The organism is Variovorax nitratireducens, assembly GCF_051216545.1.
Taxonomy (GTDB): Bacteria; Pseudomonadota; Gammaproteobacteria; order Burkholderiales; family Burkholderiaceae_C; genus Variovorax.
The window spans coordinates 639,677-664,302 of sequence record NZ_JBPJZO010000002.1 but is presented as its reverse complement, the minus strand read 5'-3'; the positions used below and the strand labels follow the sequence as shown (position 1 = coordinate 664,302).

Annotated in this window: 23 protein-coding genes and 1 pseudogene; 13 read left to right on the top strand and 11 right to left on the bottom strand. The window is 67.0% G+C overall.

Annotated features, from left to right (window positions below):
• Window positions 1-38: 38 nt before the first annotated feature.
• The 6 genes from ACSFA8_RS08480 to ACSFA8_RS08455 all read right to left on the bottom strand — a co-directional run bounded on the left by ACSFA8_RS08480 (window position 39) and on the right by ACSFA8_RS08455 (window position 6,756).
• A complete protein-coding gene (locus ACSFA8_RS08480; protein WP_435479043.1) occupies window positions 39-938 on the bottom strand; it encodes an ABC transporter permease subunit in 900 nt (299 codons plus the stop codon).
• On the bottom strand, window positions 935-1,945 hold the full coding sequence (locus ACSFA8_RS08475; protein WP_435479042.1) for an ABC transporter permease subunit: 1,011 nt from the start codon (window positions 1,943-1,945) through the stop codon (window positions 935-937). The genes ACSFA8_RS08480 and ACSFA8_RS08475 overlap by 4 nt, the downstream gene beginning before the upstream one ends.
• 148 nt (window positions 1,946-2,093) lie before the next feature.
• Window positions 2,094-3,770 (bottom strand): long-chain-fatty-acid--CoA ligase, encoded by a 1,677-nt coding sequence (locus ACSFA8_RS08470; protein ID WP_435479041.1) that lies wholly within the window; start codon window positions 3,768-3,770, stop codon window positions 2,094-2,096.
• Window positions 3,771-3,811: 41 nt separating this feature from the next.
• Window positions 3,812-5,299, bottom strand: a complete 1,488-nt coding sequence (locus tag ACSFA8_RS08465) for an NAD(P)(+) transhydrogenase (Re/Si-specific) subunit beta (protein ID WP_435479040.1) — start codon at window positions 5,297-5,299, stop codon at window positions 3,812-3,814.
• Complete coding sequence (locus tag ACSFA8_RS08460) at window positions 5,296-5,622, bottom strand: NAD(P) transhydrogenase subunit alpha part 2 (RefSeq protein WP_286540059.1); 327 nt, start codon at window positions 5,620-5,622, stop codon at window positions 5,296-5,298. Before ACSFA8_RS08460 ends, ACSFA8_RS08465 begins: the two co-directional genes overlap by 4 nt.
• 3 nt (window positions 5,623-5,625) lie before the next feature.
• Window positions 5,626-6,756: a Re/Si-specific NAD(P)(+) transhydrogenase subunit alpha gene (locus ACSFA8_RS08455; RefSeq protein WP_435479039.1), complete on the bottom strand. Its 1,131-nt coding sequence runs from the start codon at window positions 6,754-6,756 to the stop codon at window positions 5,626-5,628.
• A 326-nt stretch (window positions 6,757-7,082) separates the two neighbouring features.
• On the opposite strand from ACSFA8_RS08455, the gene ACSFA8_RS08450 reads away from it, so the two are divergent.
• The 3 genes from ACSFA8_RS08450 to ACSFA8_RS08440 all read left to right on the top strand — a co-directional run bounded on the left by ACSFA8_RS08450 (window position 7,083) and on the right by ACSFA8_RS08440 (window position 8,879).
• A complete protein-coding gene (locus tag ACSFA8_RS08450; RefSeq protein ID WP_435479038.1) occupies window positions 7,083-7,814 on the top strand; it encodes a response regulator transcription factor in 732 nt (243 codons plus the stop codon).
• Window positions 7,815-7,923: 109 nt separating this feature from the next.
• Window positions 7,924-8,367, top strand: a complete 444-nt coding sequence (locus tag ACSFA8_RS08445) for a DUF4019 domain-containing protein (RefSeq protein WP_435479037.1) — start codon at window positions 7,924-7,926, stop codon at window positions 8,365-8,367.
• A 5-nt stretch (window positions 8,368-8,372) separates the two neighbouring features.
• Window positions 8,373-8,879 (top strand): NUDIX hydrolase, encoded by a 507-nt coding sequence (locus ACSFA8_RS08440; RefSeq protein WP_435479036.1) that lies wholly within the window; start codon window positions 8,373-8,375, stop codon window positions 8,877-8,879.
• Here ACSFA8_RS08440 and ACSFA8_RS08435 read toward each other — a convergent pair.
• Window positions 8,866-9,864: a Bug family tripartite tricarboxylate transporter substrate binding protein gene (locus ACSFA8_RS08435; protein WP_435479035.1), complete on the bottom strand. Its 999-nt coding sequence runs from the start codon at window positions 9,862-9,864 to the stop codon at window positions 8,866-8,868. The two genes, ACSFA8_RS08440 and ACSFA8_RS08435, sit on opposite strands and share 14 nt — an antisense overlap.
• Before the next feature lie 124 nt (window positions 9,865-9,988).
• Between ACSFA8_RS08435 and mnmA the strand changes: the two genes are divergently transcribed.
• Window positions 9,989-11,101: a tRNA 2-thiouridine(34) synthase MnmA gene (gene mnmA / locus ACSFA8_RS08430; RefSeq protein WP_435479034.1), complete on the top strand. Its 1,113-nt coding sequence runs from the start codon at window positions 9,989-9,991 to the stop codon at window positions 11,099-11,101.
• Here the strand turns inward: mnmA and ACSFA8_RS08425 are convergent.
• Window positions 11,098-12,108 carry an LLM class flavin-dependent oxidoreductase gene (locus tag ACSFA8_RS08425; RefSeq protein WP_435479033.1) on the bottom strand — a complete coding sequence of 337 codons (1,011 nt, stop codon included), beginning with the start codon at window positions 12,106-12,108 and terminating at the stop codon, window positions 11,098-11,100. The genes mnmA and ACSFA8_RS08425 overlap by 4 nt on opposite strands.
• 112 nt (window positions 12,109-12,220) lie before the next feature.
• Window positions 12,221-12,748 carry a single-stranded DNA-binding protein gene (gene ssb / locus ACSFA8_RS08420; RefSeq protein ID WP_286624428.1) on the bottom strand — a complete coding sequence of 176 codons (528 nt, stop codon included), beginning with the start codon at window positions 12,746-12,748 and terminating at the stop codon, window positions 12,221-12,223.
• Window positions 12,749-12,854: 106 nt separating this feature from the next.
• Here ssb and uvrA point away from each other — a divergent pair, with 106 nt between their 5' ends.
• Window positions 12,855-15,884: an excinuclease ABC subunit UvrA gene (gene uvrA / locus ACSFA8_RS08415; protein ID WP_435479032.1), complete on the top strand. Its 3,030-nt coding sequence runs from the start codon at window positions 12,855-12,857 to the stop codon at window positions 15,882-15,884.
• Between the two features lie 12 nt (window positions 15,885-15,896).
• On the opposite strand, the gene ACSFA8_RS08410 is transcribed toward uvrA, so the two are convergent.
• Window positions 15,897-16,673, bottom strand: a complete 777-nt coding sequence (locus ACSFA8_RS08410) for a hypothetical protein (RefSeq protein ID WP_435479031.1) — start codon at window positions 16,671-16,673, stop codon at window positions 15,897-15,899.
• Window positions 16,674-16,791: 118 nt separating this feature from the next.
• Between ACSFA8_RS08410 and atpE the strand changes: the two genes are divergently transcribed.
• The 6 genes and pseudogenes from atpE to ACSFA8_RS08380 all read left to right on the top strand — a co-directional run.
• Complete coding sequence (gene atpE, locus ACSFA8_RS08405) at window positions 16,792-17,034, top strand: F0F1 ATP synthase subunit C (RefSeq protein ID WP_435479030.1); 243 nt, start codon at window positions 16,792-16,794, stop codon at window positions 17,032-17,034.
• Window positions 17,035-17,200: 166 nt separating this feature from the next.
• Window positions 17,201-18,403 carry an ABC transporter substrate-binding protein gene (locus ACSFA8_RS08400; RefSeq protein ID WP_435479029.1) on the top strand — a complete coding sequence of 401 codons (1,203 nt, stop codon included), beginning with the start codon at window positions 17,201-17,203 and terminating at the stop codon, window positions 18,401-18,403.
• Between the two features lie 28 nt (window positions 18,404-18,431).
• The gene (locus ACSFA8_RS08395) at window positions 18,432-19,352 is read left to right on the top strand and encodes a branched-chain amino acid ABC transporter permease (protein ID WP_435479028.1); all 921 of its coding nucleotides are present in this window, start codon (window positions 18,432-18,434) and stop codon (window positions 19,350-19,352) included.
• Window positions 19,349-20,335: a branched-chain amino acid ABC transporter permease gene (locus ACSFA8_RS08390; RefSeq protein WP_435479027.1), complete on the top strand. Its 987-nt coding sequence runs from the start codon at window positions 19,349-19,351 to the stop codon at window positions 20,333-20,335. The genes ACSFA8_RS08395 and ACSFA8_RS08390 overlap by 4 nt, the downstream gene beginning before the upstream one ends.
• On the top strand, window positions 20,332-21,087 hold the full coding sequence (locus ACSFA8_RS08385; RefSeq protein ID WP_435479026.1) for an ABC transporter ATP-binding protein: 756 nt from the start codon (window positions 20,332-20,334) through the stop codon (window positions 21,085-21,087). Before ACSFA8_RS08390 ends, ACSFA8_RS08385 begins: the two co-directional genes overlap by 4 nt.
• A gap of 71 nt (window positions 21,088-21,158) precedes the next feature.
• A pseudogene (locus tag ACSFA8_RS08380) lies at window positions 21,159-21,797 on the top strand (ABC transporter ATP-binding protein); the annotation flags it as partial.
• Here ACSFA8_RS08380 and ACSFA8_RS08375 read toward each other — a convergent pair.
• Window positions 21,798-22,673: an acyl-CoA thioesterase gene (locus tag ACSFA8_RS08375; RefSeq protein WP_435479025.1), complete on the bottom strand. Its 876-nt coding sequence runs from the start codon at window positions 22,671-22,673 to the stop codon at window positions 21,798-21,800. It abuts the pseudogene before it with no gap.
• Window positions 22,674-22,853: 180 nt separating this feature from the next.
• Here ACSFA8_RS08375 and ACSFA8_RS08370 point away from each other — a divergent pair, with 180 nt between their 5' ends.
• Both ACSFA8_RS08370 and ACSFA8_RS08365 read left to right on the top strand, forming a co-directional pair.
• On the top strand, window positions 22,854-23,762 hold the full coding sequence (locus ACSFA8_RS08370; RefSeq protein ID WP_435479024.1) for a hypothetical protein: 909 nt from the start codon (window positions 22,854-22,856) through the stop codon (window positions 23,760-23,762).
• A 150-nt stretch (window positions 23,763-23,912) separates the two neighbouring features.
• Window positions 23,913-24,626 (top strand): YebC/PmpR family DNA-binding transcriptional regulator, encoded by a 714-nt coding sequence (locus tag ACSFA8_RS08365; RefSeq protein ID WP_435479023.1) that lies wholly within the window; start codon window positions 23,913-23,915, stop codon window positions 24,624-24,626.

The following is a 24,626-nucleotide window of genomic DNA, read 5'->3' as shown; positions in this document are numbered from 1 at the left end:
GGGGGCGCGAGCTTGCTTGGGGCGGCCCGGCGCAGCGCTCATCTCTTCAACTTCGGATCAAGCGCGTCGCGCAAGCCGTCGCCCAGCAGGTTGAAGGCCAGCACTGCCACGAGGATCGCGAGGCCCGGAAAGGTGACGACCCACCAGGCGCGCAGCACGAACTCGCGCGCGTCGGCCAGCATCGTGCCCCATTCGGGCGATGGCGGCTGGGCGCCGAGGCCCAGAAAGCCGAGCGCCGCGGCATCGAGGATGGCGGTCGATACGCCGAGCGAGGCCTGCACGATCAGCGGTGCCGCGCAGTTGGGCAGCACCTCGTGGAACATCAGCCGCAGCAGGCCGGCGCCGCTGATGCGCGCAGCGGTCACGTAGTCGCGCGAGACCTCGGTGATGACCGCGGCGCGCGTGATGCGCACATAGTGCGGCAGCACCACGATGGCGACTGCGAGCATCGCGTTGATGAGCCCCGGCCCGAGGATCGCGACGATCACGATCGCCAGCAGCAGGCTCGGCAAGGTGAGCACGATGTCCATGAGCCGCATGATCGCGATCTCGAGCACGCCGCGGAAGAAGCCTGCAATGAGCCCGAGCGCGATGCCCACGACCACCGAGATCGCGACCACCGCGATGCCGATCGACAGCGACAGCCGCGCGCCGTACATCAGGCGCGAAAGGATGTCGCGGCCGATCGCGTCGGTGCCGAGCAGGAACTGGGCGGAGCCACCCTCCTGCCAGGCCGGCGGCCGCAGGAATGCCGTGCTGTCGGTTTCGTTCGGCGCATGGGGCGCGATCCAGGGTGCGAACACCGCCACCACCAACAGCAGCACGATCACGACCAACCCGGCGACCGCACCCTTGTTGGCGGAGAACGATGTCCAGAACTCGCGCCATGGGCCCGGCGGGGCCGATGCGATGGGGGCGGTGAGAGGCGCCGTGCTCATCGGGCCTGCCGGATCCGGGGGTTGATGACGCCGTAGGCCACGTCGACCAAGAGGTTGACCAGCATCACGATTGCGCCGAGCAGCAGCATGCCGCCCTGCAGCACTGGATAGTCGCGCCGCCCGATCGCTTCGATCAGCCATTTGCCGACACCGGGCCAGGAGAAGATGGTTTCGGTGAGGATGGCGCCGGTAAACAGCACGCCGACCTGCAGCCCGATCACGGTGACCACCGGGATCAGTGCATTGCGCAGCGCATGCAGCGCCACCACGCGAAAGCGCGACAGACCCTTGGCGCGCGCGGTGCGGATGTAGTCCTCGCCCAGCACTTCGAGCATGGCCGAGCGCGTCATGCGCGCGATCACCGCCAGCGGGTTGGTGCCCAGCACGATTGTCGGCAGGATGAGGTGCTGCGCCGCCGACCAGAACGCACCGGGCTCGTCGGCCTTGAGCGAATCGATCAGCAGGAAGCCGGTGGTGGGCTCGATGTAGTACTGCACCGCAATGCGGCCTGACACCGGCGTCCAGCCCAGTTGCACCGAAAAGAACAGGATCAGCAGCAGCCCCCACCAGAAGATCGGCATCGAATAGCCGGTCAGCGAGGTCGCCATCACGCCGTGGTCGAAGATCGAGTTGCGCTTCACCGCGGCCAGCATGCCGGCCGGAATGCCGAGCACCAGCGCAAACAGGATGGCGCACACAGCCAGCTCCACGGTGGCCGGAAACAGCGCGAGAAACTCGCTCATCACCGGCTCCTGCGTGATCACCGACTTGCCGAGGTCGCCCTGCAGCACCCGCCCGATGTAGATGCCGTACTGCACCAGCAAGGGTTTGTCGAAGCCGTAGGCCTTGAGCAGCTCGGCATGGCGCACCGGATCGATGCCACGCTCGCCAGCCATCGTCTCGATCGGGTCGCCCGGCACCAGCCGGATCAGGAAGAAGGCCAGCAGCGTCATGCCGAGAAAGGTCGGCACGAGCAGGCTCAGGCGCGTGAGGAGAAAGCGAAGCATCAGCGCAGCGCCGGGCCGCCCCAGGCAAGGCAGCGCCCCTTCGGGGGGCAGCGAAGACACGAAGGGCGGAGCGCGGTGGCCATCATGGCAGGACTATGCAAGTCCAATGCCGGCCTGCGCCCCCGGCCGAACCCTTACTGAAGGGTTGCTACTTCTTGTCGCGCAGTTCGCGGCGCAGGATCTTGCCGACCGGCGTCTTCGGCATTTCGGTGCGGAACTCCACCACCTTGGGCTGCTTGTAGCCGGTGAGGTTGGCGCGGCAGAACTCGCGCACCTGCTGCTCGGTGAGTGCGGGGTTCTTTTTCACGATCACGAGCTTCACGGCTTCGCCGGTCTTCTCGTCGGGCACGCCGACCACGGCGCACTCCATGACGCCTTCGAGCGTGGCCACCACATCCTCGACTTCGTTCGGGTACACGTTGAAGCCGCTGACCAGCACCATGTCTTTCTTGCGGTCGACGATCTTGAAGAACCCGCGCTCGTCGACGGTGCCGATGTCGCCGGTCTTGAAGTACCCGTCGGCCGTCATGCTCTTGGCCGTTTCGTCGGGCCGCTGCCAGTAGCCTGCCATCACTTGCGGGCCCTTGATCGCGATCTCGCCGCGTTCGCCGGCCGGCACTTCGTTGCCGTCGTCGTCCAGCAGCCGGAGCCAGGTGCTCGGCAGGGGCAGGCCGATGGTGCCCGTGTAGGCCTTGCTGGTGGTCGGGTTGCAGGTGGCCGACGGCGAGGTTTCGGAAAGCCCGTAGCCCTCGCAGATCGGACAACCGGTTTTCTCGAGCCAGAGCTTGGCCACCGCACCCTGCACCGCCATGCCGCCGCCCACGGAGACCTTGAGGTTGCTCCAGTTCACGGTGCCGAAGTCGGGATGGTTCGCAAGTCCGTTGAACAGCGTGTTGACCGCGGGGAAGCTGTGGAAGGTGTGCTTCGACAGTTCCTTCAGCACCGCCGGGAGGTCGCGCGGATTCGGGATCAGGATGTTCTTGCCGCCGGTGCGCATGCCCAGCATCATGTTCACGGTGAACGCGTAGATGTGATACAGCGGCAGCGCGCAAACGCTGGTCGGCTGCTCGCCGGCCGGCACGGTCTTCATGGCCGGGTCGTTCCAGGCTTCGGACTGCAGCACGTTGGCGATCACGTTGCGGTGCAGCAGCACCGCGCCCTTGCTCACGCCGGTGGTGCCGCCGGTGTACTGCAGCACGGCGACGTCGTCGGGGCCGATGACGGGCTTGTCGAGCTTGCGCGCGCTGCCCTTTTCGACCGCATCGTTGAAACGGACGGCACCCGGCAGGTCGAACGGAGGCACCGCCTTCTTGACGTTGCGCACCACGTAATTGACCAGCGTGCCCTTGAGAAAACCGAGCTGGTCACCCACCGCGCCGAGCACGATGTGCTTGACCGGCGTGGCCTGCAGGCACTGCTGCAGCGTGTTGCCGAAGTTCTCCATGATGATGATCGCCTTGGCGCCCGAGTCCTTCAGCTGGTGCTCGAGTTCGCGCGGCGTGTAGAGCGGGTTCACGTTGACCACCACCAGCCCGGCGCGCAACACCGCGGCCACCGAGATCGGGTACTGCGGGGTGTTCGGCATCATCAGCGCGACGCGGTCGCCCTTCACGAGGCCGAGGTTCTGCAGATAGGCCGCGAGCGCGGCACTGGACTTATCGGTCTGCGCGAAGCTCAGATCCTTGCCCATGAAGCTGTAGGCCACACGGTCGGCGTACTTGCTGAAACTCTCTTCCATCAGCGCGACCAGCGACGTGTACTGCGACGCGTCGATGTCGGCCGGTACACCTTCGGGATAGCTGCTGAGCCAGGGGCGATCTGTCATGTTCTTCGTCTCCATCTGTGAAAAATGCCTGCAGGGGCCGGCTACTCGATGGCTTTGCCCATGTCCTCGACCACCTTCTTGGCGTCGCCGAACACCATCATGGTCTTGTCCATGTAGAACAGTTCGTTGTCCAGGCCGGCGTAGCCCGCAGCCATGCTGCGCTTGTTCACGATCACGGTCTTGGCCTTGTAGGCCTCCAGGATCGGCATGCCGTAGATGGCGCTGCCCTTGGTCAGCGCCGCCGGATTTACCACGTCGTTGGCGCCCAGGATGATGGCCACGTCGGCCTGCGCGAACTCGCCGTTGATGTCTTCCATCTCGAACACCTGGTCGTACGGCACCTCGGCCTCGGCCAGCAGCACGTTCATGTGGCCCGGCATGCGCCCGGCCACCGGGTGGATCGCGTACTTCACGATCACTCCCTTGTGCGTGAGCTTCTCGGCCAGTTCGTTCACCGCGTGCTGCGCGCGCGCCACCGCCAGGCCGTAGCCAGGCACGATGATCACGGTCTCGGCATTGCTCAGCATGTAGGCGGCGTCGTCTGCGCTGCCGCTCTTGACCGGCCGCTGCTCGCCGGAACCGGTAGCCGCGGTGGTCGCCTCGCCGCCGAAGCCGCCCAGGATCACGTTGAAGAACGAGCGGTTCATGGCCTTGCACATGATGTAGCTCAGGATCGCGCCCGAACTGCCCACCAGCGAGCCCGCGATGATCAGCATCGCATTGTTCAGGCTGAAGCCGATGCCCGCCGCTGCCCAGCCCGAATAGCTGTTGAGCATCGACACCACCACCGGCATGTCGGCGCCGCCGATCGGGATGATGATCAGCACGCCCATCACGAACGACAGCGCGAGCATCGCGAAGAACGCGGTCCAGCTCTCGGTCGCGACGAACACCAGCCCCAGCCCGATGGTCAGCAGCCCCAGCACCAGGTTGAGCATGTGCTGGCCCTTGAACTGCACGGGCGCGCCCTGGAACAGGCGGAACTTGTACTTGCCCGAGAGCTTGCCGAACGCGATGACCGAACCGCTGAAGGTGATGGCTCCGATGGCCGCACCGAGGAACAGCTCGAGCCGGTTGCCGTAGGGAATCGGCTCGCGCACGAAGCCTTCGACCAGCATCGAGCCCGCGGTCGTGGTCGCGCCGAACACGGCCGCCACGGGCGCCGGCACGATGCCGAAGGCCCAGGGCTCGGCCACCGCCGCGACCCCGATGAACACCGCCGCCAGGCCGATCATGCTGTGCATGAACGCGACCAGCTCAGGCATCTTGGTCATCTCGACCCGCTTGGCCATGATCGAGCCCGCGGTGCCGCCGACCAAGAGGCCGAACAGCACCCAGCCCATGCCGAGCGCCTTGCCGCCCGAGAGCTGCACGATCAGCGCGGCCGTGGTCAGCACGGCGATGGCCATGCCGATCATGCCGAACAGGTTGCCGCGGATCGAGGTGGTGGGGTGCGACAGGCCCTTCAAGGCCTGGATGAAGCAAACCGACGCCACCAGATACAGCAGCGTGACAACGTTCATGCTCATGGGGCGGCTCCTTCAGCCTTTGGAGCGACCTTCTTTTCCTTCTTCCTGAACATTTCGAGCATGCGCCGCGTGACCAGGAAGCCGCCGAACACGTTGACCGCGGCGAGCGCCACGGCCAGCACGCCCATGGTTTTGCCGAGCGTGGTTTCGGTCAGGGCCGCGGCGAGCATGGCGCCGACGATCACGATCGCCGAGATCGCGTTGGTCACTGCCATCAGCGGCGTGTGCAGTGCGGGGGTGACGGTCCAGACCACGTGGTAGCCGACGTAGATCGCCAGCACGAAGATGATCAGGTTGATGACGGTGTGGGAAACGGGATCCATGGCTTACTTCCTTGTGATTTGGCCGTCTTGCGTCATGCGGCACGCGGCCACGATGTCGTCCTCGAGATCGATCTTCAGGCCGCTCTCCTTCGTGACGATCAGCTTCAGGAAGTCGAGCACGTTGCGCGCATACAGCGCCGACGCGTCGGCCGCCACCAGCGCCGCCAGGTTGGTCTCGCCGACCAGGGTCACGCCGTGCTTCACCACCGTCTTGTCGGCTTCCGACAGCGGGCAGTTGCCGCCGATGCCGTCGGCGCCCTTGCCGGCCGCGATGTCGACGATCACCGAGCCCGGCTTCATCGACTTGACCATGTCTTCGGTGATGAGCGTCGGTGCCGCGCGCCCCGGAATCAGGGCAGTGCTGATGACGATGTCGGCCAGCGCGACGCGCTTGGCGACTTCGACCTGCTGGCGCGCAAGCCAGCTCGCCGGCATCGGCCTGGCATAGCCGCCGACGCCGACGGCGGCTTCTTTCTCTTCGTCGGTGTCGTACGAGACCTCGATGAACTTGCCGCCGAGCGACTCGATCTGCTCTTTCACGCTCGGGCGCACGTCCGATGCCTCGATCACGGCGCCCAGGCGCTTGGCGGTGGCGATGGCCTGCAGGCCGGCTACGCCGACGCCCAGGATCACCACCCGCGCGGCCTTCACGGTGCCGGCGGCGGTCATCAGCATCGGGAAGAAGCGCTGGTACTTGTCGGCCGCAATCATCACGGCCTTGTAGCCGGCGATGTTGGCCTGCGAGCTCAGCACGTCCATGCTCTGGGCGCGCGTGGTGCGCGGTGCGGCTTCGAGTGCAAAGCTGATGAGTCCGGCCGTGGCCAGACGCTGCAGCCCGGCGGCATCGAAGGGGTTGAGCATGCCGACCACCACGGTGCCCGGTTTCATGCGGGCGGCCTCGGCGTCGTCGGGGGTTCGCACCTTGAGCACGATATCGGCCGCGAAAGCCCCGTCGATGTCGGTGATCTCCGCGCCGGCTGCCTGGTACGCCGCGTCGGTGACGCTGGCTGCGACGCCGGCGCCCGACTGCACACGCACCGTGTGGCCCTGCGCCACGAGTTTCTTGGCCGTCTCGGGCGTGAGCGCCACTCGGGTTTCGCCAGCCGTCGTCTCGGCGGGCACGCCTATCAGCATAGATATCTCCTCAGGGCGGGAGCGGCGTCGGGGCCGCATTGAAATTTGCGCCGAGCTTACCCGAAGACGTCCGGCGCGCACTGTCCCATCCGTTGAATGGCAACTTCAGATTGCAGCGCCCGCCGAATCTACCTGCATCGCTATCAACTTTGTAGCAAATGGCGGGCATCGAAGCAGCTCTTTCCGGCGCCCCCTTTCCGGAAATTGATAGCTAAAGCCCACACACACGACGCAACTTCGTGCAGTATTTGACAGTTGGTACTGGCCTGGAAGCCCGCGCCCAGCCTAGACTCGGGGCCCTATAAAAATGGTCAGGGGAATGGAAAATGCGAATCGCAGCGCTCGACGATGAACCGTCACAGCTTGAATTGATCAAGCACACGATGGAAGGCATTGACCACGAATGCCACTGCTACGCCGAAGGCAAGACATTGCTGCGTGACCTGCGCCAGCAAAGCTTCGATCTGCTCGTTCTTGACTGGAACCTGCCCGACGTTAACGGACCCGCGGTAGTTCAGTGGATCCGCCAGGATCTTGCGAGCAGCATCCCCATCCTGTTCGCGACGGCCCGCCGTGAAGAAGCCGACATGATCGAAGGCCTGGCGGCTGGCGCCGACGACTTCATGGTCAAACCGATCCGCGTGGGCGAACTCCAGGCCCGGGTACGCGCCCTGCTGCGCCGCGCCTATCCGCGCCAGCACGAGGCGGAGGTCTCGTTCGGGCCCTACCACTTCCTGCAGCGTGCGCGCACGCTGCAGATCAACGGCGTGCCGATCGAGCTCAAGCACCGCGAGTACGAACTTGCGTTGTTCCTGTTCCAGAACCTGGGGCGGCTGCTGTCGCGCGAACACCTGCGCGAAGCGGTGTGGGGCGCCGGGCCCGACGCGCCCTCGCGCTCGCTCGACACCCACATTTCAAGACTGCGCACCAAGCTCGACCTGAGGCCGTCGAACGGCTTTCTGCTGTCGGCGGTCTACGGCCTGGGCTACCGGCTCGAAGCCATGGACGGCGAGTCGTTCGCCCCCTCTTCCCGACCTGGTCTCAGCGCCGCAGGATGACGCGCGCCGTGGCGCAACGCCATGGCGGCACGATCGGGATCGACAGCGTGGAGAATGCCGATTGCACGGTGACACCGGCGATGCGCGACGACGACAAGGAACGACAAGAATGAAGCGAACGACGATCAAGCTGCTGTTCGGCCTGACGCTGCTGGCCAGCTGGCTGGGCAGTGCCACGGCCCAGGACGTGGAGGCCAGCGACATGGTGCGCGGCGGCCTGCAGGTGATCCAGCTCGTCGACCAGGCCAAGATCGGTGAGCTGTGGGATGGCGCTGCGCCGGCCGCCAAGAAGCGCGTGGCCCGCGCCGACTTCATGGCCCAGGTCTCAAAGCTGCGTGGCCCGCTCGGCATGCCGCTGCAGCGCACGTGGGTTGCCATCAACCGCCAGGTGGTGGCCGACAGCGATGCCGATCTGGCGGGCCAGTATGTGAGCGTGGAGTATGAAACCCGCTTCACGAACACGGCAGCGAATCGGGCCTCGATGCGCGAGCTGGTCAGTTTTCACATGGACCGCGACGGGATCTGGCGCTTCAGCGGCTACGTCCTTCGCTAGCAGCCATGCACAAGCCCGAAGGCGCGCCCAGCGCCCTGCGCTGGAAGCCGAACGTCACGGTCGCAGCAGTGATCGAGCAGGGCGGGCGCTTTCTGCTGGTCGAGGAGCACACCGCCGGCGGCCTCAAGCTCAACACGCCGGCCGGCCACCTGGATCCGGGCGAATCTCCCGCCGAGGGCTGTGCGCGCGAGGCGCTTGAAGAAACGGCCCATCACTTCACGCCGACCGCGCTGATCGGCATCTACATGGCACGCTTCCAGAAGCAGGCGGACGGCGAGGACGTCACGTACCTGCGCTTTGCATTTTCCGGCGAACTCGGCATGTTCGAGGCCGGCCGCGAACTCGACACCGGCATCGTTCGCACGCTGTGGCTCACCGCCGACGAAATCCGCGGCAGCACCGAGCGGCACCGCAGCCCCTTGCTGCTGCAATGCATCGAAGACCACCTGGCCGGCCGGCGCTACCCGCTCGACCTGATCCACACCGATCCGTCGGTGGTCAATCCGGCTTGATGCCGGCCTTCACGACGATGTCTTTCCACACCTTCTGCTGCGCGGCGATGAACGCGGCGAACTGTTCCGGCGTGTCGCCTACTCCCACCGCCGAGTCGTGCGCGAAGCGTTCGGTGACCGGGCCGCTGCGCAGTGCCTTGAGGCTTTCTTCCTGCAGCCGCTTTACCACCGGCGCGGGCGTGCCGGCCGGCGCGAGCAGGCCGTACCACTGCGAGGTTTCGAAGCCCTTGTAGCCGCTCTCGGCGATGGTCGGCACGTCCGGCAGCGCCGCGATGCGCTGGGCCGAGCCAACCGCCAGCGCGCGCAGCTTGCCGCTCTTGATGAAGGCCGACACGCTCGGCAACCCGTTCATCGCCACCTGCACGCGGCCGGCCAGCAGGTCGGTCATCTGCGGGCCGCTGCCGCGGTAGGGAATGTGGGTCATGAAAAAGCCGGCCGTGAGCTTGAGGTATTCCATGCTCAGGTGGCCCGAGCTGCCGTTGCCGGCCGAGGAGTAGTTGACCTTGCCCGGGTTGGCCTTGGCATAGGCGATGAACTCCTTGAAAGTCTTCGCCGGCACGTCCGGGTGCACCACGAGCACATTGGGCACCTTGGCCAGCAGCGTGACCGGAATGAAGTCCTTGTTCACGTCGTAGGGCTGGCTCGGCAGCATGTACGGGTTGACCGCCAGCGTGCCGACGTGGCCGAGGATGAGCGTGTAGCCGTCGGCGCCGGCCTTGGCCACCTCCTGCATCGCGATGACACCGGCACCGCCGGGCTTGTTCTCGACGAACACGCTCTGGCCGAGCTGCTTGGTCAGCTCGCCCGCCACGGAGCGCGCGACCACCTCGCTGGAGCCGCCGGGCGCAAACGGCACCACCAGCCGGATCGGCTTCTGCGGCCAGGCGCCCTGTGCGTGCAGGGCGCTGGCGCCCCCGGTGGCGAGCAGTGCCAGCGATTGGCAAATGCGGCGGCGTTGGAACGAGAAAGGCGAATGCGTCGTCATGGGGTTGTCTCCGTGCATCAAGGCGGCCATTGTCCGAGCCCGCACCGAGCATCACAGGCTGCGCACCCCCGTGATTTCCCGCATGCCGGCACCGCTTTGCGCGGGCGGGGACAATCGCCGGGTCATGAAAAAGCAGCGCATCGTGGTGGGTCTGAGTGGCGGGGTCGACTCCGCGGTCACGGCGCACCTGCTGAAACAGCAGGGCCACGAGGTGATCGGCATCTTCATGAAGAACTGGGAAGACGACGACGACAGCGAGTATTGCTCGTCGAACATCGACTTCATCGACGCGGCCAGCGTGGCCGATGTGCTGGGCATCGAGATCGAGCATGTCAACTTCGCGGCCGACTACCGGGATCGCGTGTTCGCCGAGTTCCTGCGCGAGTACCAGGCCGGCCGCACGCCGAACCCCGACGTGCTGTGCAATGCCGAGATCAAGTTCAAGGCCTTCCTCGACCATGCGATGAGGCTCGGCGCCGAGAAGATCGCCACGGGCCACTATGCACGCGTGCGTTTCAACGAAGCCACGCAGCAGCACGAGTTGCTCAAGGGCCTCGATCCCGCCAAGGATCAAAGCTACTTCCTGCACCGGTTGAACCAGGCGCAGTTGTCGAAAACGCTGTTCCCGGTCGGCGAACTGCACAAGACCGAGGTGCGCCGCATTGCCGACGACATCGGCCTGCCCAACGCGAAGAAGAAGGACTCGACCGGCATCTGCTTCATCGGCGAGCGGCCTTTCCGCGACTTCCTCAACCGTTACATCAGCAAGGCGCCGGGGCCGATCAAGGACGCGCGCGGCCGCACCGTCGGCGAGCACCAGGGCCTGAGCTTCTACACGCTGGGCCAGCGCCAAGGCCTGGGCATCGGCGGCGTGAAAGAGAAGGGCGCGCAGCGCGGCGGCGGCGACCACTCGCCCTGGTTCGTGGCCCGCAAGGACGTCGAGAAGAACACCCTGTGGGTGGTGCAGGGGCACGACCACCCGTGGCTGCTGTCGCATGCACTCGAGGCCGACGACACGAGCTGGGTTGCGGGCGCGGCGCCGGCGCCGGGCAGCTACGGCGCCAAGTCGCGCTATCGGCAGGCCGATGCGGGCTGCGCGCTGGGCAAGGGCGACGAGGGTCGCATCCGTCTCGACTTCCCCGCGGCCCAGTGGGCCGTGACGCCAGGCCAGTCCGCCGTTGTGTACGACGGCGAAGTCTGCCTTGGCGGCGGCGTGATTGTCGGCGCCCCGGGCTAGCCGGGCAGCGCGGCCATACCGACCTCGTCGCGGATGCCGGCCAAAAGCTCATAGGAGCGCAGCCGCGCCGCATGGTCGAACACCTGCGAGGTGATCATCAGCTCGTCGGCCCCGGTGCGCGCAATGAAGGCCTGCATGCCGGCCCGCACCGTCTCGACCGAGCCGACCGCCGAGCACGACAGCACCGAATCGAGCAGCGCGTTCTCGGCCGGGCCGACCGTGCCGCGGTAGTTCTTGACCGGCGGCGGCAGGCGTCCCGGCCGTCCGCTGCGCAGGTTGACGAAGGCCTGGTGCCAGGAACTGGCGCGGAAGTTCGCCTCTTCGTCGGTGTCGGCCGCGAACACGTTGAAGCCCAGCATCACATACGGCTTCTGCAACTGCGCCGATGGCTTGAAGGTTTCGCGGTAGATGCGGATCGCCTGCATCAGCTGCTGCGGCGCGAAGTGCGAGGCAAAGGCGTAGGGCAGGCCGAGATGCGCCGCGAGCTGCGCGCCGAAAGTGCTGGAGCCGAGGATCCACAACGGCACCTCGAGCCCGCGGCCCGGCACGGCCATCACCGGCTGGCGCGGCGCTTTCGACATGTAGTCCATCAACTCGACCACGTCCTGCGGGAACTGATCCGCATCGGACTCGAGGTTGCGGCGCAGCGCCTGCGCGGTGCGCTGATCCGAGCCCGGCGCACGGCCCAGGCCGAGGTCGATGCGCCCTGGATACAGCGACTCCAGCGTACCGAACTGCTCGGCGATAACCAGGGGCGAATGGTTCGGCAGCATCACGCCGCCCGCGCCGATGCGGATCGTCTGGGTGCCGGCGCCGATGTGGGCCAACAGCACCGCGGTCGCCGCGCTCGCAATGCCCGGCATGCCGTGGTGCTCGGCTAGCCAGTAGCGCCGGTAGCCGAGCTTTTCAGCGTGCTGCGCGAGGGAGAGCGAGTTGCGGAACGACTGCGACGCGTCGCCGCCTTCGCAGATGGGGGACAGATCGAGAATGGAAAGCGGAGTGGTCATCGAGCGGGCGCCGGCAGCAGATACAGGGTGCGTATCTTGGGCCGAAGCCGCTGCCTGCAAGGCAGCAGGGCCATTGCGGGCGCGCGCGAACCGGCCCGCGACCCGCCGCGCCTCAGAACGGAATGTCGTCGTCCATGTCGTCGAAGCCGGACGACGATTTCGCGGGCGCCTGGCGCGGCGCCGGGGCTGGTGCGCGCGGTGCGGCGGCAGGCGCACGCGGGGCGTAGCCGCCACCGCCGCCACCACCGCCACCTTGCGAGTAGCCGCCGTCGTCGTCACCGCCGCCCGACGGGCCGCCCGCGCCTTGACGGCTACCGAGCATCTGCATCTGGTCGGCGCGGATCTCGGTGGTGAATTTTTCGATGCCGTCCTTGTCGGTCCACTTGCGCGTGCGCAGGCTGCCTTCGACATACACCTGCGAACCCTTGCGCAGGTACTGGCCGGCGATTTCGGCCAGGCGGCCGTTGAACACGATGCGGTGCCACTCGGTGGCTTCGCGCATCTCGCCGCTTTGCTTGTCTTTCCACTTGTCGGTGGTGGCGACGGTCACGTTCGCGACCTGGTCGCCGCTCGGAAATGTCCGCATTTCCGGGTCGCGCCCGAGGTTGCCGACGACGATGACCTTGTTGACCGATGCCATATGCACTGCCCCTGATGAATGAGTGAGAGAGGAGGAGGAAACCGGAGATTGTGCCCGGAAACGCCGGGCGACTTATCATGCTCGGTTGCCCAGAACGGACTGCCCCGTGAATTCCCCCTCCGACGACGCCTACCTCGGCGCACTGCTCGCGCAGCAGCGCATCAGCATCCGCGGCGCGCGCACGCACAACCTCAAGAACATCGACCTCGACATTCCGCGCAACAAGCTGGTGGTGATCACCGGCCTGTCGGGCTCGGGCAAGTCGAGCCTGGCCTTCGACACGCTGTACGCCGAGGGCCAGCGACGCTATGTCGAGAGCCTGTCGGCCTATGCCCGGCAGTTCCTGCAGCTGATGGACAAGCCCGATGTCGACGTGATCGAAGGACTGAGCCCCGCGATCAGCATCGAGCAGAAGGCCACCAGCCACAACCCGCGCTCGACCGTCGGCACCGTCACCGAGATCCACGACTACCTGCGCCTGCTCTATGCACGCGCCGGCACCCCCTACTGCCCCGACCACCATCTGCCGCTGCAGGCGCAAACCGTCTCGCAGATGGTCGATGCCACGCTGGGCATTCCCGACGAGCCGCGCCTGATGATCCTGGCGCCCGTCGCCCGCGAGAAAAAGGGCGAGTTCGTCGAGCTGTTCGCCGAGATGCAGGCGCAGGGCTACGTGCGCTTCCGCGTCGACGGCCAGACGTACGAATACAACGACCTGCCCAAGCTCAAGAAGACCGAGAAGCACGACATCGACGTGGTGATCGACCGGCTGCGCGCGCGGCCCGACATGCAGCAGCGGCTGGCCGAGAGCTTCGAAGCCGCGCTGCGGCTGGCCGATGGCCGGGCGATCGCGCTCGAACTGGGCCAGGAGGGCGCGGCGGACAAGGAGCATCTCTACAACGCCAAGTTCGCCTGCCCGATCTGCCACTACTCGCTGGCCGAGCTGGAGCCGCGCCTGTTTTCGTTCAACTCGCCGGTGGGTGCCTGCCCGAGTTGCGACGGGCTGGGTCACCGCGAGGTCTTCGATCCGTCGCGCGTGGTCGCGTTTCCGTCGCTCTCGCTGGCGAGCGGCGCGATCAAGGGCTGGGACCGGCGCAACGGCTACTACTTCAGCATGCTGGAGAGCGTGGCGAAGCACTACGACGTCGACATCGACCGCCCGTTCGAGGAGTTGCCCGACGCCGTGCGCAACGCCGTGCTGGCCGGCTCGGGCGAAGAAGAGATCAAGTTCAACTACGTGATGGAGAGCGGCCAGCAAGCCGGCAAGAAGCTCACGCGCAAGCACCCGTTCGAAGGGATCATCCCGAACATGACGCGGCGCTACCGCGAGACCGATTCGGTCGCAGTGCGCGAAGAGCTGGCCCGCTACCGCAACATGCAGCCCTGTCCGGATTGCGGCGGCACGCGGCTGCGGCGCGAGGCGCGCAACGTGTTCCTGGTCGACGAGACCGGCGACGGCGAGCCGCAGCGCATGAGCATCTACGAGGTCAGCCACGCCACGCTGCGCGAAAGCCTCGTCTATTTCCAGACCTTGAAGCTGCGCGGCTCGAAGGCGGAGATCGCAGACAAGATCGTGCGCGAGATCGGCCTGCGGCTGAAATTCCTGAACGACGTCGGCCTCAACTACCTGAGCCTGGACCGCAGCGCCGAGACGCTCTCGGGCGGCGAGGCGCAGCGCATCCGGCTGGCGTCGCAGATCGGCTCCGGCCTCACGGGCGTGATGTACGTGCTCGACGAGCCCAGCATCGGCCTGCACCAGCGCGACAACGACCGCCTGATCGGCACGCTCAAGCACCTGCGCGACATCGGCAACAGCGTGATCGTGGTCGAGCACGACGAAGACATGATCCACGCGGCCGACCATGTGATCGACATGGGCCCGGGCGCCGGCGTGCACGGCGGCCGCGTGATGGCGCAGGGCAGCTACGAGCAGGTGCGCGACAACCCCGCCTCGCTCACCGGCCAGTACCTGCTGGGCACCAAGAAGATCGCGCTGCCGAAGCGCCGCACGCCGTGGCTGCCGGTGCTGCGAAAGAGTGCCGAAGAGAAGAAGGCGGCCGCGATCAAGCCCAAGTTTCCACCGAGCCCGGCCGCGCTGAAGCGGCAGGCACGGGAAGCGGCGCACCTTGCGTCGCAAAGCGACCTGCAGGAAATCCGCGTGGTCGGCGCGACCGGCAACAACCTGAAGAACGTGAGCGTGGCCTTCCCGGTCGGGCTGCTGACCTGCGTGACCGGCGTCTCGGGCTCGGGCAAGTCGACACTGGTGAACGACACGCTCTACACCGCGGTGGCACGCACGCTGTACCGCGCGCACGAGGACCCGGCCGCGCACGAGTCGGTCGAGGGCATCGAGTATTTCGACAAGGTCATCAACGTCGACCAGAGCCCGATCGGCCGCACGCCGCGCAGCAACCCGGCCACCTACACGGGCCTGTTCACGCCGATCCGCGAACTCATGGCCGAGACCAACACCGCGCGCGAGCGCGGCTACGGGCCGGGCCGTTTCAGCTTCAACGTGGCCGGTGGCCGCTGCGAGGCCTGCCAGGGCGACGGCGTGGTCAAGGTCGAGATGCATTTCCTGCCCGACGTGTATGTGCCATGCGAGGTGTGCCACGGCCAGCGCTACAACCGCGAAACGCTCGAAGTGCAATACAAGGGCCGCAACATCGCGCAGATCCTCGACATGACGGTCGAGGTGGCGCACGAGTTCCTGAAAGCCGTGCCGACCATCGAGCGCAAGCTGCACACGCTGCTGGACGTGGGCCTCTCCTATATCAAGCTGGGCCAGTCGGCGACCACGCTGTCGGGTGGCGAGGCGCAGCGCGTGAAGCTCGCGCTGGAGCTCAGCAAGCGCGACACCGGCCGCACGCTCTACATCCTCGACGAGCCGACCACCGGCCTGCACTTCGCCGACATCGAGTTGCTGCTCAGGGTGTTGCACCAGTTGCGCGACGCGGGCAACACCATCGTGGTGATCGAGCACAACCTCGACGTCATCAAGACTGCCGACTGGCTGATCGACATGGGGCCCGAGGGCGGCGCCGGCGGCGGCATGGTGGTGGGCGAAGGCACGCCGGAGGACATCGCGGCGAACGAGGCGAGCCACACCGGGCGCTATCTCAAGCGCCTGCTGTAGCAGCACCTCGGCTCAGGGCACGTTGATCGCCACCGCGCCCTTGGCGCCGAACCAGGCCACGCCGTTGCCAATCATGGCCCGGCCGTTGGAGACGAACATGTCGTGCGGCAGCGCCTCCTTCAGCGCGTTGAGGCAGGCCCGCGTAAAGACCTGATCCCAGGCGGCGTCCAGTTGCTCGGCCGATGCGATCTCGCGGCCCTTGCCACTCTGGTTGACGTGCAACGGAAAGTCCACGAAGCGTGCCGCCCCGGCACGGTCGCCCGCCAGCACCGCGCGATGGAAGCCCTGCACACGCGCCTCGAACTCCTCGTCGGTTTCCTTGGTGACCTGCTCATAGCGGCGGCCGCCCGCCGGCCGGTTGGCGGTGTTCCCGAGCGTCACGTCGAGGCGCTTGGCCCCTTGCGTCCAGACGCCCGTGAGGCCGATGCTGTTGCTGAAGTCGAGCGGTTTCCCGCCCCCGGTGCCGTTGCCCACCAACTCCAGCGTGAAGGTGCCGCCGCCCGCTTCGCGCAAAGTGAGCCGCCCGCCGTGGAAGCTGCCCGTGAGCGGAATGTCCTTCAGGAACTTGCCGTGGAAGTAGTGCCCCGCAAGGCGGCCTTCCGCGCCCCTGGGCGCCACCAGCGTCATGCCGATCAGGCTGGTGCCGAGCACGCCCTCGTACAGGGCTTCGGTCCGGCCGGCAGCCGGGGCCTGCGCCCAGCCGCTGGCGGCCCAGGCGGGCGCCGCCACCACGACCACGAGGCGCGTGCACAACCATCGGCGTGTGGGGAGCGGCAGGTTGGATGTCATGACGCGATTCTCGCGGCTGGCGCGGCGCCATGACCTGCGACGTTATCGACCGTGCGCAGGCATTGCACGACAGTGAAGCCACGTTCACAAGCCAAGCAACCCCTGAAAGGAACCCGCCATGAACGGCTTCGACATCCTCCCCCTCGGCGTTTCGCTGCTGATCGGCATTGCCGCTTTCGGCTCCTGCATCGGCATCGGCATCGTCGGCTCCAGGTTTCTGGAAGGCACGGCGCGCCAGCCGGAACTGGTCGACACGCTGCAGACCAAGTTCTTCCTGGCGGCGGGCGTGACCGACGGCGCCTTCATCATCGCCACCGGCATCGGGCTCTGGTTCGCGACGTCGAACCCCTTCAAGGGCTGACCCTCGGCAGGCGGAGCAGCGAAGCGCGGTTGGCACCATTCGTGCATGTGCGGTTGACACAATATAGTTTATGGTTAAAGTATTTACCCATAAACTGTTTTGGGGCATGGCACGTCGTCGTGCCCCCACTTTTGGTGCGCTGTTTCAATCCTGCCGGAGGGCTTTCATGGCTTCAACGTTCTCGACATCGTCCACGCTGCAGCGCTCGCTGCGCACGCTGTTCCTGGTTTCCACCATCGGCGCTGCCACGGCCGCACAGGCGGCGCCGCTCAAGGTCGGGCTGGCGCTCGACATCTCGGGCCCGTTCGCGGCCCTCGGCGCCGAGGCACGTGACGGCTTCGCACTGGGCATCAAGCAGCTCAACGGCAAGCTCGGCGGCCAGGATGTGGAGTTCATCCAGGCCGACATGGCAGGCAGCCCGGATCAGGCCAAGCAGCTGGTCGACCGCATGGTCCAGCGCGACAAGATCGACATCTTCAGCGGCCCGATCGGCTCCAACGTGGCGCTGGCCGTCGGTCCGACGCTGTTCGCGGCCAAGGTGCCCTACCTCTCGGCCAACGCCGGCCCGAGCCAGTTCGCCGGCCCGCAGTGCAATGCGTACTTCTTCGGCACGGCCTACCAGAACGACCAGTTCCACGAGGCCGCCGGCAAGTTCGCGCAAGACCGAGGCTTCAAGAAGATGGTGCTGATCGCACCGAACTACCCGGCCGGCAAGGACGCGCTGGGCGGCTTCAAGCGCCAGTTCAAGGGGCAGGTGGCCGAGGAGCTGTACACCAAGCTCGGCCAGATCGACTACGCGGCCGAACTCGCGCAACTGCGTGCGGCCAAGCCGGATTCGATCTACTTCTTTTTGCCCGGTGCGATGGGCATCAACTTCATCAAGCAGTTCGTCGGTGCCGGCTTGTCGAAAGACATCACGCTCGTGACCAGCGGCTTCTCGGCCGACGAGGACGTGATCGGCGCCGTGGGCGATCCGATGCTGGGCCTGTTCAACACCTCGCATTGGGCGCACGACCTCGACAACGCGGCCAACAAGGCCTTCGTGGCCGCCTTCAGGAAGGAATACAACGGCCGCTACCCGTCGCTCTACGCCGCGCAGGCTTACGACGCAATCCTCGCGATGGACGCCGCGGTCAAGCAATCGGGCGGTAACGCGCAGAACCGCGAAGCCGTGGTCGCCGCGTTGAAAAAGGCCAACTACGCCTCCACGCGCGGCAGCTTCAAGTACGCCAGCAACCACTTCCCCGTCGAGAACTTCTACCTGCGCGTGGTGGGCAAGGATGCGCAAGGCAAGGTCACGAACAAGCTGATCAACACCGTTCTCACGAACTACGGCGACACCTACGCCGACAAATGCCCGCTGAAATAGGCTCGCCCCCCGAAACCTTCTCGATCCTATGAGTGGCATTCTTGTTTTCGAGCAGCTGCTGAACGGTCTGGGCTACGGCCTGATGCTGTTCCTGCTGGCGGCCGGGCTCACGCTGGTGTTCGGCATCATGGACGTGCTGAACCTTGCGCACGGCTCGCTGTTCATGGCCGGGGCGTATGTGGCGGCCGAGGCGCACACGCGCACCGGCTCCTTCGCCGCGGCGATCGTTTTCGCCGTGACGGCCACCGTGGTGGTGGCACTGCTGCTCGAAGTGCTGCTGATGCGCAGGCTCTACACGCGCGATCATCTGGCGCAGGTGCTCGCGACTTTCGGCGTGATCCTGGTGGCCGACGACGCCGTCAAGATGATCTGGGGTCCCTCGCCGATCATGGCGTCGACGCCGGCTGCGCTGTCGGGCCCGGTCGAGCTGGTCGACGGCCTTCCCTACCCGTCCTACCGGCTCGTCATCCTCGGCGCCGGGCTGCTGGTGGCGCTGGCGCTTTACCTGCTGGTGAACCACACACGCATCGGCATGCGGGTGCGCGCGGGTGCCTCCGACCGGCCCATGGCCGAGCTGATGGGGGTGCGCGTGGGCCGCATCTTCAACGGCGTGTTCCTGCTTGGCGCCGCGCTGGCGGCGCTGGCCGGGGCATTGATGGGCCCGATCGTCGCGGTGCAGGTCGGCATGGGCGAGCAGATCCTGATCCCCGCACTGGTGGTGCTGGTGATCGGCGGCATCGGCTCGGTGCGCGGTGCCTTCGTGGCGGCGCTGCTGGTCGGGCTGGTCGACACGATCGGCCGCGCCTTTGTGCCCATGCTGCTGCGTGCCACCTTGCCGCCGGCGACGGCGGCCGACCTTGGCCCGCTGTTTGCCGAAGTGGCGATGTATGCGCTGATGGTCGTGGTTCTGATCTTCCGGCCCTCAGGTCTGTTCTCGGCGCGCGCATGAAATCACCTCCACGTCTCGTCGCCATCGCGGTGCTGCTGCTCGCGCTCGCCGCGTTCCCGTTCATCGCGCCGCTGTTCGGGCTCGAGTTCTACATCGGCTTTGTGCGGCGCGTGCTCATCATCGCGCTGGCGGCGGCCAGCCTCAACTTCATCCTCGGCTTCGGCGGCATGGTGGCGCTGGGGCATGCAGGCTTCGTCGGTGTCGGCGCCTACACGGTGGTGGCGTTTGCCGATGCGGGCTTCACCTCGGCCTGGTTGATGTGGCCCGCGGCGGCGCTGGCCGGCGGCGTCGCGGCCGCGCTGATCGGGTTGGTCGCGCTGCGCACGCGCGGCATCTACTTCATCATGACCACGCTGGCCTTTGCGCAGATGCTGTACTTCGTGGCGGTGTCGCTGCGCACGTACGGCGGCGACGACGGCTACACGCTGATGGCGCGGCCCGATCTGGGCATCGGGCTCGACCTCGGCAACGAAACCAACTTCTACCTGGTGGTGCTGGCGATCGTGGCGCTGCTGCTCGGCTGGCTGCACCGCGCCACGCGCGCGCGCTTCGGGCATGCACTGATGGGCATCCGCGACAACGAAACCCGCATGCGCGCGCTGGGCTACCCGGTGTTCCGCCTGCAGTTGGTCGCCTTTGCCATTGCCGGCGCCATCGCCGGCCTGGCCGGTGCGCTGCTGGCCGGTGGCAACGGCTTCATCAGCCCGGCCACGATGCACTGGACGCAATCGGCCACGCTGCTCGTGATGGTGGTGATCGGCGGGCTCGGCCGCAGTTGGGGCGGGCCGCTCGGTGCCGTGGTGTGGCTGCTGCTCGAAGAAGCGCTCAAGCAGTCGACCACGCACTGGCACATGCCGCTCGGCCTATTGCTGATTGGGGTCGCACTGTGGGCGCCGCGCGGGCTCGCGGCGCTTCGTCGCCCCCACGCTCTGCGCCCCGTGTCCTCGCTGTCCCCGCAGTCGCGCAAGAAAGCCGCACCATGAGCCTGTTCCGCATCGAAGGCCTGGTCAAACGCTTCGGAGGCCTGCTGGCCACCGACCATGTGAGCCTTGGTGTCGAGCAGGGCGAGATCCATGCGCTGATCGGCCCCAACGGCGCCGGCAAGACCACGCTGGTGAACCTCATCACCGGCCTGCTGCCGAGCGATGCCGGCCGAATCCTGCTCGACGAGCGCGACATCACGCGGCTCAAGGATCACCAGCGCGTGACGGCTGGCATGTCGCGCTGCTTCCAGGTGACGCGGGTGTTCGCCAAAGAAACCGTGCACGACAACCTGATGCTTGCAGCGCAGGCCCATGCGGGCAGCAGCCTGCGCTTCATGGCCGCGCGCGGGCACGAATCCGCGCTGGTCGACCGCGCTGTGGCACTGGCCGAGCGCGTCGGTCTGGGCGCCGAGCGCGACCGCATCGCGGGCACCCTGCCGCACGGCGCACAACGCGCGCTGGACGTGGCGCTGGCGCTGGCCGCCGCGCCCAAGCTGCTGCTGCTCGACGAGCCGATGGCCGGCATGGGCCCGGACGAATCGGCGCGCATGGTGACACTGATCGAATCGCTGCGCAGCGAGATGGCGATCCTGCTGATCGAGCACGACATGGACGCGGTGTTCCGCCTTGCCAACCGGCTCACCGTGCTCGTGCAGGGCAAGGTGCTGATGACCGGCACCGCTGACGAGGTGCGCGGCCACCCCGATGTGCAGGCCGTCTACCTTGGCACTGAGGCAGAGGGACATTCATGAGCGACCTGTTGCTTGAAGCCACGGCCATCGAAGCCGGCTACGGCGCCAGCCAGGTGCTGTTTGGCATCGACCTCGCGATCCGGCCCGGCGAGGTGCTCGCGCTGCTGGGCCGCAACGGCATGGGCAAGAGCACGCTGCTGAAGGTGCTGACAGGCACGCTCACATCGACCAGCGGCAGCGTGCGTTTTGGCGGCGAGCGCGTCGACGGCACGCGACCCGACGCGATCGCACGGCGCGGCATGGCGATCGTGCCGGAGGGCCGGCACGCGTTTCCGAACCTCAGCGTCGACGAGCATCTGGTCGCGTTCGCGCGGCCACGCCCCGGCAGCGCCGCGCGCTGGACGCCGGCCGCGCTCTACCAGTTGTTTCCGCGCCTTGCCGAGCGCAAGCAGCATGCGGGCAACCAGCTCTCGGGCGGCGAGCAGCAGATGCTGGTGATCGCGCGCGCGCTGTCCACGCATCCGCGGCTGTTGATCCTCGACGAAGCGACCGAGGGCCTGGCGCCCGTGATCCGCGAGGAAATCTGGCGCTGCCTGGCGACGCTCAAGGCCGAAGGCGAAGCGATTTTGGTGGTCGACAAGTACGTGCAGCGCCTGCTGCCGCTGGCCGACCGGCATGTGATCGTTGAACGCGGCCACGTCGTGTGGCAGGGCGACTCGGCCTCGCTCGACGCCGACCGCTCGCTCTGGACGCGCTACCTCGGCGTCTGATCAGCGCAGTACGCGCAACATGCCTTCCTGCGCGGTCGAAGCCACCAGCCGGCCGTCGCGGGTGAACACGCTGCCGCGGCAGAAGCCGCGCGCGCCGCCGGCGCTTGGCGAATCGATCATGTAGAGCAGCCAGTCGTCGAAGCGGAACTCGCGATGGAACCACATGGCGTGATCCAGGCTGGCCGCACGCAGCTGCCCGGTCATGAAGGTCAGGCCATGCGGTACCAGCGCGGCACGCAGCAGGCCGTGATCGGACGCATAGGCCAGCAGCGCGCGGTGCACCGACGGATCGTCGGGCAGCGGCGAGACGGCACGCATCCAGATGGCACTGCCGCCTTCGCGTGGCGCCGGCGCCAGCAGGTCGTCGTCTTCGACGCGGCGAAATTCGATGCCGTGCGGCTCGGTGCCCTTGACCTGCCAGCGCGCGGGCAGCCGGTCGCCCAGTGCCACGCGCCGCTCGAGTTCGCTCGGCAGGCCTTCGGGGCCAGGCGTTTCGGCCATCGCCAACTGGTGCTCGACGCCTTCGTCGACCGTCTGGAACGAGGCAGCCATCTCGAAGATGATGCGGCCACCCTGGCGCGCCAACACATGCCGGGTGGTGAAACTGCGCCCGTCGCGCACGCGATCCACGGTGTAGTCGATCGGCGCATGCTCGCCGGGCAGCAGGAAGTAGGCGTGCATCGAATGCATCGGCCGATCGGGCTCGACGGTGCGGCTCGCGGCCATCACGGCCTGCCCGAGCACCTGGCCGCCGAACACCGCGGGAGTGCCGATGTCCTCGCTCTCGCCGCGAAAGCGGTCTTCGCCCACGGCTTCAAGACGCATCAGCGCCACAAGGTCTTCGACGAGGCAGGCAGCGGTGGGGGCATCGGTCATCGGGAGCGGCGGACAGTTTTTGGGGACTCCGACCTTAGCAAGACCGGCGCCAGGGCATTGTCGCGTGGCGATCTCTGCCGCCTAAGCGCATCGGCCGTTCGGCACACAGACAGACCACAAAAAACCCGGAGAATGCCGCTGGCCGGCGACATCTCCGGCACACCCCTACGGAGCTCGACCTTGATCCTTAAAACGCCCCTGAATTTCCTGGCTGTCGCTGCCGCGGTCGCCCTGGTGACCGCCGGTTGCTCGTCGACATCGAAGAACGCGGCAGCGCCCGCGGCCCCCGCGCCGGCTGCCGCTGCACCGGTCGCGCCGCCACCGCCGCCGCCCGCCGTGGAAGGCCTCGATTACTTCCAGCTCAGCGGCCTGCTGGACGACGGCAACGAGAAGCGCGTCAAGCCCGAGATCGTCGGCAAGACGACGACGTTGACGCTCGCCAAAGCCACAGGCCGCGGCGTGCCGCCAGGGCTGTACACGGTGGACGCCGGGGACCCCATCTACTTCCGCTGCCGCTCGGTGGGCGGTGGCTTCACTGGCGGCACCGTCACGACGAAGATCCGCGACTACCGCTTCGTGCCCAGGGAAAAGCAGAAGATCGTCGAACTCGAGCGCTGCGCAGTGGCGGCCGTCGAGCCGGTGCGTCCGGCCCCTGCGCCGGCGCCCGCACCGCAGGCTGCGGCGCCCGCGCCGTCGACCATCGGCGCCGGCAAGCCCGGCATGGATGCGCGCGGCAACGTGGTCGATTCGTCGAAGGTGGAAGCAGGCAGCGGCCGCACCGTGAAGGGCCTGAACGACTTCGAGGGCGAGATCACCGGCAACCCGGCCGCCAACAGCAAGTTCGCCAGGCTGCAGATCGGCATGTCGACGCGGCAGGTGCAGGACATCGCGGGCCCGCCGACCGACCAGGGCGCCTACATCACCGGAAAGGCCTGGATCCCGTTCTATTTCGGTGCCGACCGTCACCGCTTCGAGATGACCTACAAGGGCCAGGGCCGCCTGATTTTCGCGGGTGGCGGCATGGGCGACTTCAGCAGCGGCAACCTGGTCTGGATCATCCACAACCCGAACGAGGGTGGTTACCGCTGAGCTTCGGCGGCGCAGGCCGCATCGCACGGCTCCCACCGGATCGTGAGGATGCAGGCCGGCGCGATGCCGACCTGCATCGAGATCGTGCCGCGTGTTGCCATGCGGTCGCCAAAGACTATGCTGTGGCCGCTACAACAACGAGGAGCGGCCATGGGCGCGCAGTGGAAAGCAAAAGGCAAGGAACTGGCGGCCAATGCCAGGGGCAAGCTGTTCGGAAGACTGGCCAAGGACATCATGATCGCGGCCCGCAGCGGGGCCGACCCGGCCTCGAACTCGCGCCTGCGGCTGGTCGTGGAACAGGCCCGCAAGGTCTCCATGCCCAAGGAGACGCTGGAACGCGCGATCAAGAAGGGCGCCGGACTCACCGGCGACGCGGTCCATTTCGAGCACGTGATCTACGAAGGATTTGCGCCGCACCGCGTGCCCGTGATGGTCGAATGCCTGACCGACAACGTGAACCGCACGGCGCCCGAAATGCGGGTGCTGTTTCGCAAAGGCCACCTGGGCACCTCGGGCTCGGTGGCCTGGGATTTCGACCATCTGGGCATGATCGAAGCCGAGCCGACCTCAGCCACCGCCGACCCCGAACTGGCCGCCATTGAGGCGGGCGCGCAGGACTTCGAGCCTGCCGAGGAGGGCGGCCCCACGGTGTTTCTGACCGACCCGCACGACCTCGACCTGGTGAGCCGCGCACTGCCGGCCCAGGGCTTTCACGTCGTCTCCGCGAAGCTCGGGTACAAGGCCAAGAACCCGGTCGACCCGGCGAGCCTCAGTGCTGAGCATCTGGAAGAGGTCGAAGCCTTCCTGGCCGCCATCGATGCGAACGACGATGTGCAGAACGTGTTTGCGGGCCTGGCAGGTTGA